Below are 16,139 nucleotides of genomic sequence, written 5' to 3'. Positions count from 1 at the left end.
TGGTGCGTTCGACTCCTCGACTTCGGCGGGACTGAATACGACCAAGTTCACGGTGATCCTTGCTTCTCGAGATGGTGAGCGGCCCCGCCGTCACGACTGCGTGAGACGCGTCATCATCCTAACGAACTGAGTGAGGGCGAAGTCGTGAACGGCTGCGCGGAATTCAACCTCCAACGTCGCACTAGGGGATGAAACCGTGAGCCCTTCGGACCTTGTCAACGCTTGCGTGTACCACCGCATTCAGCTCGGTCTGGCCGGGAGTACCGGCATAGTCGTAGATCCGGTAGCCGCTGCATTCGGTGATGGAATTCGGCTCTCCCAACGGTTTGACGGAATCTTCGGTAACGAATCCCCAGGGATCTACAACAACGAAGGTGAACTCCTGATGGAGATAACTCGCCATATTGATCATGGCTGGGAACACTGTCAGATCACCATTCACTTGGAGGATTGGGTATCGGTGAGAACCGTACACCTCCCAATTTCGGGTGAGCCAGAAAGTGCCCACACCGGCCTTCGCGTCTGCCGGAAGTTTCGCAGTGCATTCGGCGCCTCCCCGGCTGGAGGAGGTCGCCATGTCGACGGCGTTCGGTGCCGCGATGGCGGCGCCGATCAAGATCGTGCAGGCGATCGCGCTCACGAGAGCTGTCCCGAAGCGAGAGAGACTCGCGCGAAGCTCGGCTCGCTGCACCGAGGACAAGAGGTATCGGAAGAAACGCACCGTCTCGTACGATGCGCTCAGGAGGGGAAAGACGAACAATGGCTCGAGATATCGGGTCGTCAGCGAGCCGGTGGCGATCGCACCTGATAGCAGGGAGACGACCGAGACCCACGAGAATACGGCGAGCACGAATTCCGCGTCGGTGACATGCCATCGAGCTAGAAACCTCTGTGAGCCCAGGAAGGAACGGACTATTGGAAGCAGCGTGATGAGGAGGACACCTACCGCGAGGATGAGCTTCAGCGTTCCGTATGGTGTGGAAACCGTGTCCCTGAGAACGTGTTTCAGGAATTGGAAGGCAACCGCCAGGTTGTCGAAATTCACGTACGAAGAAACCGAGAGTGAGGTGAACCGTCCCCACAGCTGGTGTAGGACGGCACCCGCCAGCGTCGCAGCGCCAATCGTTCCGACGGTGATGAGCAACCAACGCCAACGCAGACGCCGAGCGGCTCCGGCGATGACCAACGTGGCTATCAACGGTGCACTGACCTGGAAATTGAAGAGAGGATCCGAACCGGCACTGAGAGCGACGACCAGGCCGGTGAGTATGACATAGAACACGGTGCGCCATGTGCGCACCGGCGGATCCGTGAAAGCACGGGTGACCCAGAGCGTCAGCCCGACACAGGCGAGTCCGCAAATGATTACGCCGGAGTAGTAAGCGACCAGAAGGTAGAGGCTTGCCACAGCGGTGCCGTTGATGTCAGAAACGGGCTCCAGGAGGACATAAACCACGTACATCGCCGTAGCGCCGAGAGCGACCGAAACTTCGATGATCCTGTGCCGCGAGTGTCGAAAGAGCAGACGGCTGCACCAACGCAGAAGAACATAAAGAAGAATCAGGTTGAGTATCGCCACCCCGCACAGAGCGGCTCGCGGAGAAGGGACGAACAACGTCACGAAGAAATAGAGCGGTGCTTCGGGAAAGAAGAAGAGCTGCGATGAAAAGATCCACTCGAAGGGCTCCCGCGCAATGACAGATCCATGCAACAGAGGGAGCACGAGAGAGTCGCCGCTGTAGAGAAGATTTATCTCCCAGGCAGTGCCGTACCACTTGGAGAGAGTGATCACTCCCGCCGAGAAGACAATCAGCACGGCGACGAATTCAGCACCGAATCGCATCCACAGCGGTCGTGGAGAACGGATCGTCGTCACGCTTTGACCCGCGTCAAACCTCTCCACGACGCGCCTTGATGCGGGGAACCAGCACGAAGTTCCTCAACAGGGTGTTGCTCGGAATCTTCGACTCGCCGTTTGTCCTGTCGAAGAAGACGATAGGGAGTTCGATGACGCGGCCGGCCTTCAGAAGGGCCCGATACTTCAGAACGAGGATGAATCCGTATCCGGTCGCGGTGATGCTGGCAGGTGCAATGCTGCGAAGGAGCTCGGCGGAGAACATGTTGAACCCTCCCGTGTAGTCGCTGATCTCCCGGCTCAGAACGGTGCGGGCGTAGAGGTTCCCCCCACGGCTTAGGAACTTCCTGTTGAGGCTCCAATCTGGGGTGCCGCCGCCGGGGATGTAGCGCGACGCGACCACGAACGGCGTGCCTGCGAGCGCCTGGTGAATGAAGCCGGAAATATACTTGGGGTCGTGGGAGAGATCTGCGTCCATCTGGAGGACGTAGTCGAAGTCCTCTCGCAGGATGATCTCGAACCCATGAATGTATGCTGCTCCCAGTCCGTCCTTCGTCGGCTTGACGATGGTGCGGACCCTGAAGTTCTCGAGTTCGTACTGCGCAGCGATGTGCTCGACGAACGATGCGGTTCCGTCCGGCGACGAGTCGTCGAGAATGAACAGCTCCGTGTCCATGTCAGGATGCTGACCGCAGACAACAGAGATCGATTGAATCAGAGCTTCAACGTTCTTGACCTCGTTGTAGGTGGGCACGGCGATTGCAAGCTTGAGCATTTTTACGAAAGTCACCTCGAATAAGTGAAGAAACTCATCTCCAACGAGAAGATTCGTTTCCTGATAGCAGGATGCGCGAACACGGCACTGGACTTCATCCTACTGAACGTGCTCACGCTGGCCTTTTCTGCGCCGGTGCTCCTCGCGAACGTCTTCTCGGTGTCTGTTGGCATCTGTGTCTCGTACTTGCTGAATCACTTCTTCGTCTTTCGATATGAGGAGCCGATCTCCCTCAGACGGTTCGGCATCTTCTTCGGAGTAACAGGCTTCAGTTCCCTCATCATCCAGAACGTCGTCATCTACCTTTTCGAACTGCTTTTCGGGACGGCGTTCGGTCGGTCGCTGTTGTTCTTGCCAGGCGAGGATGGGAAGCAGTTCCTTGCGATAAATATCGCGAAGGCGTGCGCCGTCTTGCTCGGCTTGGTGTGGAATTTCATCATGTACAAGCTCGTCGTCTTCCGAGGATCTCGGAATCAGCAAAGTTCGACGGACATAGAAACCGCGGCCGAGGCGATTTCCGTCCGCGCGCCGCGCACACCCGTGAACGATTGACCGGCATGACATCCACCGAAACTGCAGTCGACCGCAGCCGCGGCGAAGCGGCGCCCTCTCTGCATCCCGCCGATGCTGAAGCTGGTTCCGCGAGAGAAGAGCGTCCGCGTCCTCGAGGGATATCGGCGCGCTCGCTGGGGGAGGCCGCATTCGCAGTTTTCACCGGCATCGCGGCTATGGCAGCGGCGTGGTGGGCGCTCGGGCTCAACGCCGACATGCTTCGGATGCGGTGGACGTCTGGAGCTACCGGCGACCAGATGTTGCACTACATGGTGAGCGCCAGTGCCACCGACTGGTCCCTCTTCACACCCAATGAGCGCTTGGGCTTTCCTTTCAACCAGAACCTGTTTTTCGCGCCAATGTATGATCCCGCCTCAGCAGTGGCGCTATCAGTGGGAGCAGTCTTCGTCCACGACCCGGTGCTACTCCTGAATCTGTACCAGCTCGTTGGCTTCTTCGTCACCGGCGTCGCCGGATACCTCCTTTTCCGTGGACTACGAACCGGGACCGCCGTGGCGGTTGTGTTCGGGCTCATCTTCGCTCTGGCCCCATATCACTTCCAACGGGTGGCTCTAGGCCACGCGTTCGTTGGCAACTATTGGGGAGTGGCCGTGCTGGTGCTTCTCCTGCTCGTCGTAGGCGGCGAGCGCACTGACCCATTCGCAAGATGGGCCGCGGGAGCCGCAACGTCCACCCGCGCCCGGGTGCGTCACGGCGGGGTCATCATTGGTCTGGCGCTGCTGCTGTCTCTTACGAACTCCTACTATTACGTCTTTGGAGCCCTCCTCATGGGGATACTCCTCGCCGTTCGCGGGGGTCTCGCCCTCGGTACCAGGAAGTGGCGACGGCTCATCTGGCCTGCGGTTGCATTCGTCGCCCTTGTCGCCTTCGTAGCCGCCCAGTTGGCGGTACTCTCTCTCAATTTCGGCGACCGATATGCCAAGTATTTCTCGGAAAGGTCCGCGGCGGAGTCGGAGTTTCATGCAGGAAAGATTGCAACTCTTCTCCTTCCGTGGCCTGGTTCGGGCCTGCCCAGACTGGGTGCCATCGCCGACCGTTATGCCGCGACGACGACCGTGTCGCCTTACGCAGAACCGACCGGGATGTCTGTCATCGCGATCATCGGCATCCTCCTTGCGATCCTTTTCTGGCTTGCACGCCTGGCATCGCCGCTCGAGGGGGCAACCGGATGGGTCAGTAGGGCGCTTCGTGACAGCCGGCTTGCTGTGCTCGCCTCCGCGATGCTCGCGGGCGTTCTTTTCTTCGTCGTCGGCGGCTTTGGGTATATCTTCGCCGCCGTCGTCACCGGTGAAATACGGTCGTGGGTGCGACTCTCGATCGTCTTGGCGACGCTTGGACTCGGGTTCGTGGCGGTGATCGTCAATGGCATCGCGAAAAAACGCGGGACAATCATTCTCGTCCTGACCATCGTCGCAGCAGTGGCGTTCGTCGACCAGCTCGCAGGCGTCCGGGCCCACGTGCAGCTTCTCCCGACGCGGGACTCAGATTTGCGCGCGCTCGTCCAGGAAGCCGATCAACGGTTGCCAAGCGGATGCGGAATCGCCGAGCTCCCGGTGAAGGCATTTCCGGAGTCTGGTCCCATCTTGGGTCTGGGCGACTACGAGGAGGCTCTGCCGTATGTCGTGGGCGGCGACTCCGCGCTGAAATGGAGTTACGGAGCGGTGAGCGGCACGCGTTCGGCGGACTTCTGGAAGGGCGTTTCCACGCCGAGCGGATTCGCCGCCGCCGTCAGAGACTCCGACGCCTGCGCGATCTATGTCGACCGTGCGGCGTACGACGACGACACTCAGTGGCAGAGTTACGTTTCCGCGGTTCTCGGATCTGATTGGCGCACTCATCAGCTGAAGTCTCCCGACACTCGTCAGTTGATCTTCACTATCGAGTAATCCTTCAGCGGTCGATTGCGCGGCGGTACGCGCTCACGTGGGCGTTCGCCGATCGAGCCCATGTGAACATACGAGATCGGACGAGCGCCCGTTCCCGCAAGAGCTGTCGCCGCTCGGGGTTGCCGAGGAGTTCCTCGATTCCGCGCGCGATAGCGGATGAAGAAGTACCTGAGTAGGCGACAGCGTCCCCTCCGACCTCCGGGATGGCAAGCTCTCTCGTTGTGAGGACGCACGCTCCGGTGGTCATCGCCTCGAGAACGGGCAGACCGAAGCCTTCACCGAGGCTCGGATACACGACCAAGGTCGCACCCCCGAGAAATGCCGGCAAGTCGTCCAACGGAAGATACCCAAGTCGCCGTACATCCCAGCCTGCGTGAGAAGCTTCAGCGACCGCGGGTTCGATGGATGGGCCCCAGCCGTCCCCGCCCGCGAGAAGGAGCGATGGACCCTCTTTCGTCCCCGCGACGCTGCGGTATGCCGCGATGAGGGCCGCCGTGTTCTTGCGCGGCTCGACCGTGCCGAGAAAAGCAATCCACCCCTCGGCGCGCGGGCTGTAGGAGGCGCGGAACGCGGTCACTTCCGCCTCTGACGGGACACGGAACACGCCAGGGTCAACGCCGTGCATCGCGATCATCACATCGTCGTCCCGACCACCAGCGAGCCGGACGAACTCCTTCGCCGTGGCCTCCGAAGGCACAACCACCTCCACCCGCCGGCGGGCCGCCAACTTTATCCACCTCCTGAAGAAGACCCTCTTGAGTTTCGAGTGAGCATCCGGATGCGAGAAGAAGGTGAGATCGTGAACACTCACGACCTGTGGGAGCGAATTGAATAGGGGGAAGGTGTAGTGGACTGAATGGATGATGTCCGCCCCAAGCCGGCGAGCAGCGCGCTGCACGCCGAACTGCTCCCAGAGCAACCGTAGGGGTCGAAAGCGAACAATTCGCGGCGCCGGGTGCACCCGAACTCCAAAAGAGGAGAATTCGTCTCGGTCGCGGCGTTGGCTGAGGACGATGACATCGAGCCCTGGGCGGGGGAGGGATTCGATGAGATGCTCCACGTAGCGCCCGACACCGCCTCGGTTGGAGGGGATCGACGTGGCATCGATCAGTACGCGGATGCTACGTTCCTCTGGCACTAGCGCTTCCGCTGCTCAAGTCCAGCGAGATCGGCGTCGACCATGGCGGCGACGATGTCCTTGAAGGTCTTCGTCGGTTTCCAATCCAAGGAGGTGCGGGCCTTCGTAGCATCGCCCCTCAATTCCAACGGGTCGGCCGGGCGGCTGAGCGAGGAGTCCACCGACACGCGGCTCCGCCAGTCAGAGATGCCAACGCGCGCGAAAGCGGCCTCGACAAAATCGGCGATGGAGTGGGTTTCGCCCGTTGCGATCACGAAGTCGTCGCCCGTTTGCCCCCGAGCGGTTCTGCGCAGTGCGTCAACGTAATCGGGAGCCCAGCCCCAGTCCCGTCGAGTCTCCAGAGTGCCGAGCGTGAGCGTTTCTTGTTCACCGTACGCGATCGCTGCCGCTGCCTGGGTGATCTTGCGCGTGACGAACGACGGCGGACGGCGCGTGGATTCGTGATTGTAGAGGATGCAGTTGGACGCGCGTACACCTTCCGCCCGAAAGACCTGGACCATCTGGTGTGCAAAAGCCTTCGCCGCACCGTAGGGCGAAACGGGCGCGATCGGCGTCGACTCGCTCTGAGGACTAGCGCTCGGGTTTCCGAAGATCTCCGCACTCGAGGCATGCACGAAGTGGGGGGACGATCCCGTCGCGCGCTGAAGCGCACGAATGGAACTGAGCAATTGGACCACGGTTAGACCGTTCACACGAGCCGTGTCCACGGGCGCCTGCCATGACTGAAAGACGGAACTAATCGAGGCCAAGCTGTAGACCTCGTCCGGTGCAACGTCTATCACCACGCCGTTGACTTCGTCGAGGTCGGTCAGGTCCACTTCATGCAGAATCGCACCGCGCTGCTTGAGCTCCTCCAAACTTCCCGCGTCGGCGGAGCGGACCAGCCCATGAACCTCATATCCGTCCGCGCGAAGGCTTTCGGAAAGAATCGAGCCGTCCTGGCCGGAGATCCCGGTGACGAGGGCGACGGCCATCCGTCAGAGTCCGGCCAGCTTCTTCTGCTCCGCCACGTCTGATTGAACCATCATGGCGACGAGCTGCGGGAAGTCTACCTGAGGGGCCCAGCCGAGCCGCTCACGAGCCTTCGAGGAGTCCCCGATCAGCAGATCTACTTCGGCGGGACGCATGAAGGCGGGATCCTGCTTGACATACCGTTGCCAGTCGGAGATACCGACCTCAGCAAAGGCGAGCTCAAGCAATTCGCGAATGGGATGGGTCTCATTCGTTGAGATGACGTAGTCGTCTGCTTCATCCTGCTGAAGCATCCTCCACATCGCCTCCACATAGTCGCCGGCGAAGCCCCAGTCACGCCGCGCGTCCAGATTCCCGAGGGTCAGGGAGTCCTGCAACCCGAGGGAGATACGGGCGACCGCTTGGCTGACCTTGCGAGTGACGAACTCCGGGCCCCGCCGGGGCGACTCGTGATTGAACAAGATGCCCGAAGAGGCATGCATACCATACGACTCGCGGTAGTTGATCGTCATGTAGTGACCGAAGACCTTGGCGACGCCATAGGGTGAACGCGGCCACAGCAGCGTGCTTTCCGACTGAGGAACCTGCTGAACCTTGCCGAACATCTCCGAACTCGACGCTTGGTAGAAGCGCACCTTCGCCGGGTCATCGTGGCTGTAAAGCCTGACTGCCTCGAGCGCGTTCAGGACGCCCCGGCCTGTGACGTCTGAGGTCAGAGCGGCATTTTCCCATGAGTACGCGACGAATGAAATCGCGCCGAGGTTGTAGAACTCGTCTGGCTGGGCGACGTCGAGGGCGCGAATCAAACTGGAGAGATCGGTGAGGTCACCGGTGAGGATCTTCACGCCGGGAACGATTGATTCCACGAGCTGGCGCTTCGGGTTGTTCTGCCCTCGCATGAGGCCGTAAACCTCGTACCCCTTTGAAAGCAGAAGTTCGGACAAATACAGTCCGTCCTGGCCAGTGACTCCTGTGATTAGTGCGCGCGCCATGTTCTCCGATGATCCTTTTCGTGGTCGATTGCAGTTGTCGAGTCTATCGGTTCGGTCCACTGCGGCTCGACACGCGCTACTTCGACCTCAATAGAGGTTGGCGCCGTCGAAGAACAGGGTGGAAGAAGGAGTATCGAGGTAAACCTCGAATCTCATCGTTCCGTGATCCGAGGTGGTGACCTGTACCGGCATCGTTATCTTCTTCCAGGTGCCGTCTGCGACAAAGGAGCTCGATGCCACCTCGGTCGTGCCGCCCAGGCCCCAGACCGCGAGCCGTCCAGTGAAGGGCCCCGCCCCGGATCGAACCCATAGCTCGGCCTGGTAGGTGTCACCGCCACGGGGCCGAATCGATACGTCTTGATAGATGGAAGCACCGGCCTTCGAGGCATTTGTGGCCCCGAACCACGTTCCAGCTGGGGGAACTATCCCGGAGGTCTGTGTGCTGTACACAGCGACATTCACGCCGGCCGCCGTAGCTGACCAAGGAAATGCGCCGCCTTCCATCGAGCCGGCGGTCAATACATTCCGTGCGAGTGTGCCTGCGTCGAGCCAGAGAGTACTTCCGACCGAATCCATGTAGATCTCGACCTTGATGGCGCTTGGGGCCAGGCTGCCGATATCGATGCTCACGCTGACCGTCGACCATGTGCCACCAGCTGTGAAGTCTGCGACGCTGTTCATCGGCGCTGACCGCCCCAGAGCCCAGATCGCAACCCGTCCCTTCATGGGTGCACTCGGAGTCTCCGATCGCAGAGCTATCGAGAAGTTGTAAACGTCTCCAGAACGTGGCGAAACAGGGAACTCCTGGGCGAAGGAACGGCCGGCCTGCGATGTGTTCGCGGCGGCCAACCAAGCACCGTCGTACGCGTTCTTGTCCTGCCAGACCTGCTGATTGATGGCGCCGTTCCCCGGCCCCCAACCGGCGAACGAGCCTTCGAACGACGGGTTGGAAAGGAGATTCCGCTTGGCAGGAGCTTTCCCGAACGACATGCTCACGTTGTCCACCCAGAGCGTGCCTAGCGTCTGCTGGAGGTAGAGATCCAGCCTGATTACGTCATGAGACGAGGCGTACACGGGTAGCTCGGTGGTGACTTGCTGCCATTTCGTGGTCGCGGTGAAATCGGTGCGGGACCCCTCTTGCGTCCCGCCCAATCCCCATACCGCAAGCGTCCCCTTGTACGGCGTTGAGTCTGCCGAGCGGACCCACATGGTGACTGTTGCAGATTCACCAATCGAGACGTTTCTCCGAGCATCCTGGGTGAGCGCGCGGCCCGCCGCCGGAGTGTTGGTGGCGAAGAACCATTCGCCGTCCTGCGAGATTGAACTGTCCCGGTACACCTGCGTATTGATGAACCCGTTGCTCGCGGTCCACCCAGCCACGGAGCCACCCTCGAAAGACGCCGATCGCACCCAGTTGGATGGATTGCCGAACCAATCGTTGTAGTAGCGCCAGAAGTTCCGGTTGCCGTAGGACGAACAGCCATCTCCAGTCCCATAGAGGTTACCCAGCGCGGCGGCGTTGGGCTGGTACGGCGTGTAGATGTAGAGGTTGGCGGTGGCCTGATTGACGATCCAGACTTGACTGGTCCCGCACGCCGCATTCGGATGCCATTGAATCGCGTTCCACCGCCCGGGCTGATAGCTCCACGAGGCACTCGTCTTGGTGTACCGCTGGAACTGATGGGCTGCGTTGTACACCTGGTTGTAGAAGCCGTAGTACTCGGTGTCGCATGCGGCCGTATCCGGGCAGCCGTAACCCATGGCACTGCGATACATCGTGGACGTCGGGGAGGGCGAGGTGATGAGCCCTTGCTCTTTCTGGAGCATGACGATCAACACTTGGGGGTTGATTCCGCAGGCAGCGCCGACTTTGGCGATGATCGACGCCGCTGTCTCGCTTCCAGCGCCCGAGTAGGCCTGGCAATACGCGTCAGCGCCTTGGGAATAGGTTGCCTGGCGGTAGTCCTTCAGACACGGCTGGCCGCTGGATGCAGCGCAGGTCACGACCCGAGCGTTGAGGAAGGATTGGACGTCATCGGCGTTCATCGTGCTCGAGTTGAAGAAGTTCTCGTCGCTGATGATGTTGCCGGCGTCGAACTGCGACCCGTCGAGTGCCTGCGCGGACTCGGGCGCGAGTTGCGCGAACGACAGCAGGCTGGCAACTGCGGCAATGCATAACGCAACTGCATGGATGCGCCTTAGTCGTCGCTGACGTGCGTGCAGGATCAATCCCATACCTCTCGCTGCGGTCGTCGGACAGTAGGGTGTCCTCGCCGCGGAGCCAGGAGTGTCGCGACGACCTCCTCGGAATCATATTGTCACGGAGGCGACCCTGGCGGTAGGCGCGACCGTAGATCGATCGTCCCGCCCACAAGCTGCGGGTGCCCTGAGGCCCTCCGTCGGGTGCCGAATCTGCCATCGGGGGCGCCGATAGGATGATCTGCATGCCTGTCCCACCGATCGAGGCGTCGCATTTATGAGTCACGTTCCCACGGTCGCCGTTGTCACGGTCAGTTTTCATTCGGAGGGAGTATTGCCCGCCTTTCTGGAATCGGTGACTGGAGCCTGCTCTCGTCCAGTGCTATCGATCGTTGTCGACAATTCCGGGGGCACATCCCCAACCATCGGCGAACTCTGCGCACGCTATGGGGCCCGACTTCTCGTCCCCGGCGAGAACCTCGGCTATGGCGGAGCGATCAATCACGCGGTCGCGACACTGCCTAGTGAGATCGAATGGATACTGGTCAGCAATCCGGACGTCGAACTCGCTCCTGCGTCGATGGACGTCCTCCTTGATGCGGTTGCCAGCAGGCCAACGATAGGCGCGGCTGGACCGACAGTGCTCAATCGCGACAATTCCGTCTATCCGTCCGCTCGGGCCTTGCCGTCGCTTGGTACCGGAATCGGTCACGCCCTTTTTGCGAATCTTTGGCCTCGAAACCCGTGGACGGAGCGGTACCACCGCGGGGTCGACAGTCAGGGGGTTACAGGGTGGCTCTCCGGGTCATGCTTTCTCGTGCGGCGCAGTGTATTCGACGAGGTAGCAGGATTCGATGAGGGCTACTTCATGTACTTCGAGGATGTCGACCTTGGATACCGGATCTCTCAAGCGGGGTACGAGAACATCTACGTTCCGGCGGCGAGCGTGCGCCATTCGGGTGCGCATTCGACTGCTTCACGGGCAGATGCGATGCGCCGCGCCCATCACACGAGCGCGCGGCGTTTCCTGGCCAAGCGATACGCCGGACCTCGCTACGCGTTGGTCAGGTGGACCTTGAACGCGGGATTATCCGCAAGGGCGGCGCTGACTCGGTCACGCCGCCTGGGCTGACGGGCTGGCGGCGCGGGCGGCCCGCTTATACTTGGGCAATGCCTGACAGCACTGAAAGCCCGGCAGTCGACGGAGGCGCCTCGGCCCAAACGTCCACCGAACAACATCTGCGTGCCGAGATCGTCCGCCTCCAATCCGAACTCGATCAGCGGGCAGGCGCGGAGCTCTCCACCTGGCTGAAGATCGTTCGCGACGAGAGTCGGCTCTTGCGCGATATTCGGAACACCTTATCGTGGCGGGTCACCAAGCCGCTTCGGGCTGCGCGCGTAGTGCAGTTGAAAGTCGCCGAGGTCGGTCTTGTGCGCACCTCGCAACTGGCCGTCGCCGATCTGCGCCGACGCTATCGTGGACGACGCCGGTGAGCTCCCTGGAGATCCGGCCGACTAGTCAGAACTCCAACGGACTGAACATCCACGGTAGTGAGGGACTACGGCAGCGTTTGCTGGCGGTCGCCCCGCACCTGGCTCCCGAAGTTGACGCAACGCGGCTAGCCGAGGCTCGAGGAATCGGAGCGCTACTGGACCGCATTGTACGAGCCGTCAAGAGCTCGGGCGAAGCACGGCATGTGTGGCTGCTGACTGTGGCCGTTACGGGGGCCTTCCCTTCTTCAGACCGGGTCGAGATGCTGACTCGGGCGCTTCGCTTCGCGGCTGACGAGCTCGCATATGCCGCGGTGCTTGAGGTGTGCTTTGACGACGCTGCCCGATTTGGCTCGATGGACGCCCATATGGAAATCGTCGTCGGTGGAGTGGTGGTCGACGTCGACTTCTGTGCGAATCATCGACACAACACCGGCATCCAGCGCGTGGTGCGACAAACCATGTCCCGATGGTCCGGAAGTCGGGACATCCGATTGGTTGCATGGACGGCGGGCGGGGGCGCCATGCGCACCATGTCCCGCTTGGAGACTGACCGGGTGGTCTCCTGGAACCGATATTCCGAGCCTTCAGAGGCTGAGACACCCGTTGATCCAGATCACTTCCGACTGGTCGTCCCCTACGAGTCCGTGGTCGTACTTCCGGAGGTGCCTCAGGCGCAGCTGGTGAACCCCTTGGCCGCGCTCGCCCAATATTCCGGAAATCGCATCGGTTTGATCGGTTACGACGCGATTCCGGTCGTGAGCGCCGATATGGTTCCTGACGAGGAGACGGAGCGTTTCGTCCGCTACCTTACGATCGTCAAGCATGCGGATCGGGTCGCGGGAATCAGCGACGCCGCCTCGAAGGAATTCGCCGGGTTCTGCGCGACTTTAGCCACTCAGGGCGTTCGCGGACCGGTGACCGTCTCCGTGTCGCTGCCGGTGGATAGTCCCGATGCGGTCGAGAAGGTAACCGGCAACTCGGACGAGCCGTCGGTGATCTGCGTTGGCAGCCAAGAGCCTAGGAAGAACCAGATCGCCGTTCTTGCGGCTGCGGAGGTGCTTTGGAGAGAAGGTTTGTCATTCTCTTTGACATTCATTGGAGGGGGAAGCTCAGGGTTCGTGCGGGGCTTCGATCGCAGGATTCGCCAGCTTGCTCGGAAAGGTCGGCATGTGGTCGTGCGGCGTGGCGTGAATGACGCCGTTCTGAGCGCAGCCTATTCGACCGCTCGTTTCTCCGTTTTTCCCTCCCTTCACGAGGGATATGGTTTGCCCGTCGCGGAATCCTTGAGTTTCGGCACGCCATCCATAACGACGGAGTATGGCAGTACTGCTGAGATCGCCCGCGGCGGCGGTTGTCTGGTCGTCAACCCTCGCGACGACGTCCAGCTCGCAGAGGCGCTCAGACGAATGATCGTCGACGACGACCTGATTGACCGGTTGCGCTCCCAGATCGCAAGCCGCACAGACGAGACCTGGGACGACTATTCGTCGGCCCTTTGGGAACAACTCGTGGCCCCCCTTCTGAGGAGTCTCCATGATGCATGACCCCATCCGGGACCGGCTCGTCACCCTTCTCTCGGTCTTGGACCCGCTCGCTGATACGCGAGGCGACATCGGAGACTTGGTCGAACGGTTGGACCACTGCTACTCCCCGTTAACCGCCGATCGTGTATGGCTCGCGCTGAGCGTGATCGATGCCCGACTCCCGCTGCACCAAGAAGTAGTCGACACAGTCAGGACTATGCGGTCCGAGGGCGCCAAGGTTGTCCTGAAGGCTCTTGCTCGGCGCGCGCGTCTTCGGGTAGCCGCTGGCCGAGGCGCCACTCAGGCCGTGCGGGTCATCGAGGAGGGCGTGATCGTTGACGTCGAGCACACCGCTCGCACGAAGCTTGCCACAGGGATACAACGTGTCGTGAGGATGTCCCTCCGTCATTGGGCTCAGAGGCACGACATCGAGCTCGCCGGATGGACGAAACGTCTGGATGCCCTGCGAACACTGGGCGAGGCCGAACGCATCAATGCCGTTGCTGGAGGGCGTTCGCCTGAGGCGGAATATCGTCATGCGACGATTCTTGTCCCGTGGCGATCGGTGTACCTCTTGCCCGAGCTCGCAATCGAATCTGAGCGCACCGCCCGTCTGCTCGCCATGGCGGAGCATTCTGGTAATCGCACCGTGGCGATCGGCTTCGATTGCGTGCCACTGACGACGGCAGAGACGGTCGGTCTCGGCATGGGAGGAGCGTTCGGTAAGAACCTCGCCGCGCTAGCCCGTTTCGACGAGATCGTCACGATCTCCGAGTCGGCGGCAGTGGAGTATCGCGGGTGGAAGCGGATGCTGGCAGGTGCAGGACTGTCGGGACCTCGCATCACCTCCGTCCTGCTACCGTCAGAAGCCGGTGTGGCCGACGAAGTTGGTATGAATCTCGCACGAGAAGAACTTTTGACCGAGGGGCTTCCGCTCCTGCTCTGTGTCGGGAGCCACGAACCGCGTAAGAACCATCTCGCCGTCCTTACCGCCGCCGAAATCCTATGGAGGAGCGGACGCCGCTTTTGCCTCGCTTTCGTCGGAGGCAACTCGTGGGGAAGCGAAGCATTCACAGCTCAGCTGGAGCAGCTTGCCGACCGTGGTCGGCCCGTCAGGGCTGTTTCCGCGGTTTCAGATGGGCTGCTGTGGGGCGGTTACACGCTCGCGCGCGCAACTGTCTTCCCCTCTCTCAACGAGGGATTCGGTTTGCCGGTTTCCGAGTCGCTGGCGGTCGGGACTCCTGTTGTGACGTCGAATTTCGGCAGCATGCGGGAGATCTCTGTCGGCGGTGGCGCTCTACTGGTCGACCCTCGAAATGACGACGCCCTGGCTGCCGCACTCGACGACGTGCTTTTCGACGAAGACGTCAACTCCCGACTCAGAGAAGAAGCTCGACGTCGCGTAGATCGCACCTGGGCCGATTACTCGCACGAACTGTGGTCGATCGTGTCATCGTCTGAAGAACGAACTCGAGAATGAACCCTCGAGGATCGACGAACGAGGCGATCAAGAGTTTTCACTCGGCCAGCGCCGAGCCGCTGGACCCGTTTTCCAACCGGACCCTCGGCATCCATGTGATGCTCTTCAACCGGCCAGAATACGCCGAGCAGACTTTAACTTCGCTGCGTGACCAAGTGCCTCCCGTGGCTGTCGGAGACGTCGTCATCTCCATCGACGGATATCAGGGTTCGAAAGATGAATTCGAAGGTCGGCCGGATCGCACGGGCGATGTGCGCGCCGTAGCGGAAGCCGTACTGCCTGGTGCACGGGTCCAGACCCACCGGCGCAACATCGGCATCGCCAGACATTTCGCCGAGGTCGAGGAGCGTGCCTTCGCCGGTGGAGACCCGTGGGCGCTATTTCTCGAAGAGGACTTCGTGCTCGAGGCCCGTTACGTGTCGACAATCAGGACGCTTATCCGGCATGTGCACAGCGAGCAGATGATCGTGGCTGTCTCGGCAACTGGGGATACCCGCTCACCTCGTATTCGGGCAGAGCCGACCCTCTATCCGATGGATCACGCGTGGGCGTTCGCCCTCCGCCGGGAGCATTACCTCGGCCGGCGGGCAATCGTGGACGCTTACCTCGAAATCATGGAGGGTGACAGTTACTTTCGCAGGCCCGCGGACCTGCGCAACCGCCTGCCGCTCATTTCCGAGCCGCCGCTGGGGACGAGTCAGGACGCTGTGAAGCAGGCCATTCGCCGAAGCGATCGGAAATTGGCTGTCACGACGGGATATGCGCTCGGCCGATATGTGGGCCGAGAGGGAGAACACTTCACGGAGGAGTTGTTCGCCAGTATGGGCTACGGTGAGCCTGCAGTCGCTCCCGACTCGGCGAAAGTGCCAGTGGTCGATTCGAGACTCGTCGACACCTTGATCTGGGACGAAGCTCAGGTGATGTCGGAACAGAGCCGTTCGATCGCTCAGGGCCAGATTGACGAAGTTCAGGCTCGATGCGAGGACGCTCAGAATGAATCCACTCGGTTACGGCGAGAGAATGCCCAGCTGATTGACAGTTGCGATTCCCTACGCGAGGAGTTGCGTCAATCGCAGCTAAAGTACCGAGAGCGAACTAGCGAGATAGGTGCGCTCACGGCAAGTCGGTCGTGGCGGATGACGCGTCCTCTGCGAGCTTTCTCATCTTGGGCTCGGCGCACGGGATGGGCCCGCCAAGGCGGCAGCTGAGAGCGCCCGGTCCTCTTCGCTGCTCGACATTGCATAGAATCGAG

The 16,139-nt window shown here is 61.1% G+C and carries 13 protein-coding genes; 7 read left to right on the top strand and 6 right to left on the bottom strand.

What is annotated here, in order from left to right:
* Nucleotides 1-181: 181 nt before the first annotated feature.
* Both WDJ51_RS02215 and WDJ51_RS02210 read right to left on the bottom strand, forming a co-directional pair.
* On the bottom strand, nt 182-1,876 hold the full coding sequence (locus WDJ51_RS02215) for a hypothetical protein (RefSeq protein WP_337850788.1): 1,695 nt from the start codon (nt 1,874-1,876) through the stop codon (nt 182-184).
* Between the two features lie 13 nt (nt 1,877-1,889).
* The gene (locus WDJ51_RS02210; protein ID WP_337850787.1) at nt 1,890-2,630 is read right to left on the bottom strand and encodes a polyprenol monophosphomannose synthase; all 741 of its coding nucleotides are present in this window, start codon (nt 2,628-2,630) and stop codon (nt 1,890-1,892) included.
* A 24-nt stretch (nt 2,631-2,654) separates the two neighbouring features.
* Here WDJ51_RS02210 and WDJ51_RS02205 point away from each other — a divergent pair, with 24 nt between their 5' ends.
* Together WDJ51_RS02205 and WDJ51_RS02200 are read left to right on the top strand one after the other, a co-directional pair.
* The gene (locus WDJ51_RS02205) at nt 2,655-3,182 is read left to right on the top strand and encodes a GtrA family protein (protein WP_337850786.1); all 528 of its coding nucleotides are present in this window, start codon (nt 2,655-2,657) and stop codon (nt 3,180-3,182) included.
* A 5-nt stretch (nt 3,183-3,187) separates the two neighbouring features.
* Complete coding sequence (locus WDJ51_RS02200; RefSeq protein WP_337850785.1) at nt 3,188-5,089, top strand: hypothetical protein; 1,902 nt, start codon at nt 3,188-3,190, stop codon at nt 5,087-5,089.
* A 4-nt stretch (nt 5,090-5,093) separates the two neighbouring features.
* Here WDJ51_RS02200 and WDJ51_RS02195 read toward each other — a convergent pair whose 3' ends face one another.
* From WDJ51_RS02195 to WDJ51_RS02180, 4 genes are all read right to left on the bottom strand, one after another.
* Complete coding sequence (locus tag WDJ51_RS02195) at nt 5,094-6,227, bottom strand: glycosyltransferase family 4 protein (RefSeq protein ID WP_337850784.1); 1,134 nt, start codon at nt 6,225-6,227, stop codon at nt 5,094-5,096.
* On the bottom strand, nt 6,227-7,201 hold the full coding sequence (locus WDJ51_RS02190) for a GDP-mannose 4,6-dehydratase (RefSeq protein ID WP_337850783.1): 975 nt from the start codon (nt 7,199-7,201) through the stop codon (nt 6,227-6,229). Before WDJ51_RS02190 ends, WDJ51_RS02195 begins: the two co-directional genes overlap by 1 nt.
* A 3-nt stretch (nt 7,202-7,204) precedes the next feature.
* A complete protein-coding gene (locus tag WDJ51_RS02185) occupies nt 7,205-8,191 on the bottom strand; it encodes a GDP-mannose 4,6-dehydratase (protein WP_337850782.1) in 987 nt (328 codons plus the stop codon).
* Nucleotides 8,192-8,278: 87 nt separating this feature from the next.
* Nucleotides 8,279-10,426, bottom strand: coding sequence for a hypothetical protein (locus WDJ51_RS02180; protein ID WP_337850781.1), 2,148 nt, complete (start codon nt 10,424-10,426; stop codon nt 8,279-8,281).
* Nucleotides 10,427-10,667: 241 nt separating this feature from the next.
* Here WDJ51_RS02180 and WDJ51_RS02175 point away from each other — a divergent pair, with 241 nt between their 5' ends.
* The 5 genes from WDJ51_RS02175 (at nt 10,668) to WDJ51_RS02155 (ending at nt 16,095) form a co-directional block, all read left to right on the top strand.
* Nucleotides 10,668-11,522, top strand: a complete 855-nt coding sequence (locus tag WDJ51_RS02175) for a glycosyltransferase family 2 protein (RefSeq protein WP_337850780.1) — start codon at nt 10,668-10,670, stop codon at nt 11,520-11,522.
* Between the two features lie 38 nt (nt 11,523-11,560).
* Nucleotides 11,561-11,884 (top strand): hypothetical protein, encoded by a 324-nt coding sequence (locus WDJ51_RS02170; RefSeq protein ID WP_337850779.1) that lies wholly within the window; start codon nt 11,561-11,563, stop codon nt 11,882-11,884.
* A gap of 203 nt (nt 11,885-12,087) precedes the next feature.
* Complete coding sequence (locus WDJ51_RS02165; protein ID WP_337850778.1) at nt 12,088-13,428, top strand: glycosyltransferase; 1,341 nt, start codon at nt 12,088-12,090, stop codon at nt 13,426-13,428.
* Nucleotides 13,418-14,887: a glycosyltransferase gene (locus WDJ51_RS02160; RefSeq protein ID WP_337850777.1), complete on the top strand. Its 1,470-nt coding sequence runs from the start codon at nt 13,418-13,420 to the stop codon at nt 14,885-14,887. Before WDJ51_RS02165 ends, WDJ51_RS02160 begins: the two co-directional genes overlap by 11 nt.
* Nucleotides 14,884-16,095, top strand: coding sequence for a hypothetical protein (locus tag WDJ51_RS02155; RefSeq protein ID WP_337850776.1), 1,212 nt, complete (start codon nt 14,884-14,886; stop codon nt 16,093-16,095). The genes WDJ51_RS02160 and WDJ51_RS02155 overlap by 4 nt, the downstream gene beginning before the upstream one ends.
* Nucleotides 16,096-16,139: the final 44 nt, after the last annotated feature.

Source organism: Rathayibacter sp. YIM 133350 (genome assembly GCF_037404875.1).
In the GTDB taxonomy this organism is placed as follows: domain Bacteria; phylum Actinomycetota; class Actinomycetes; order Actinomycetales; family Microbacteriaceae; genus Orlajensenia.
Note: the sequence above shows the minus strand (reverse complement) of the source record. Positions and strands in the feature narration are given on the sequence as shown.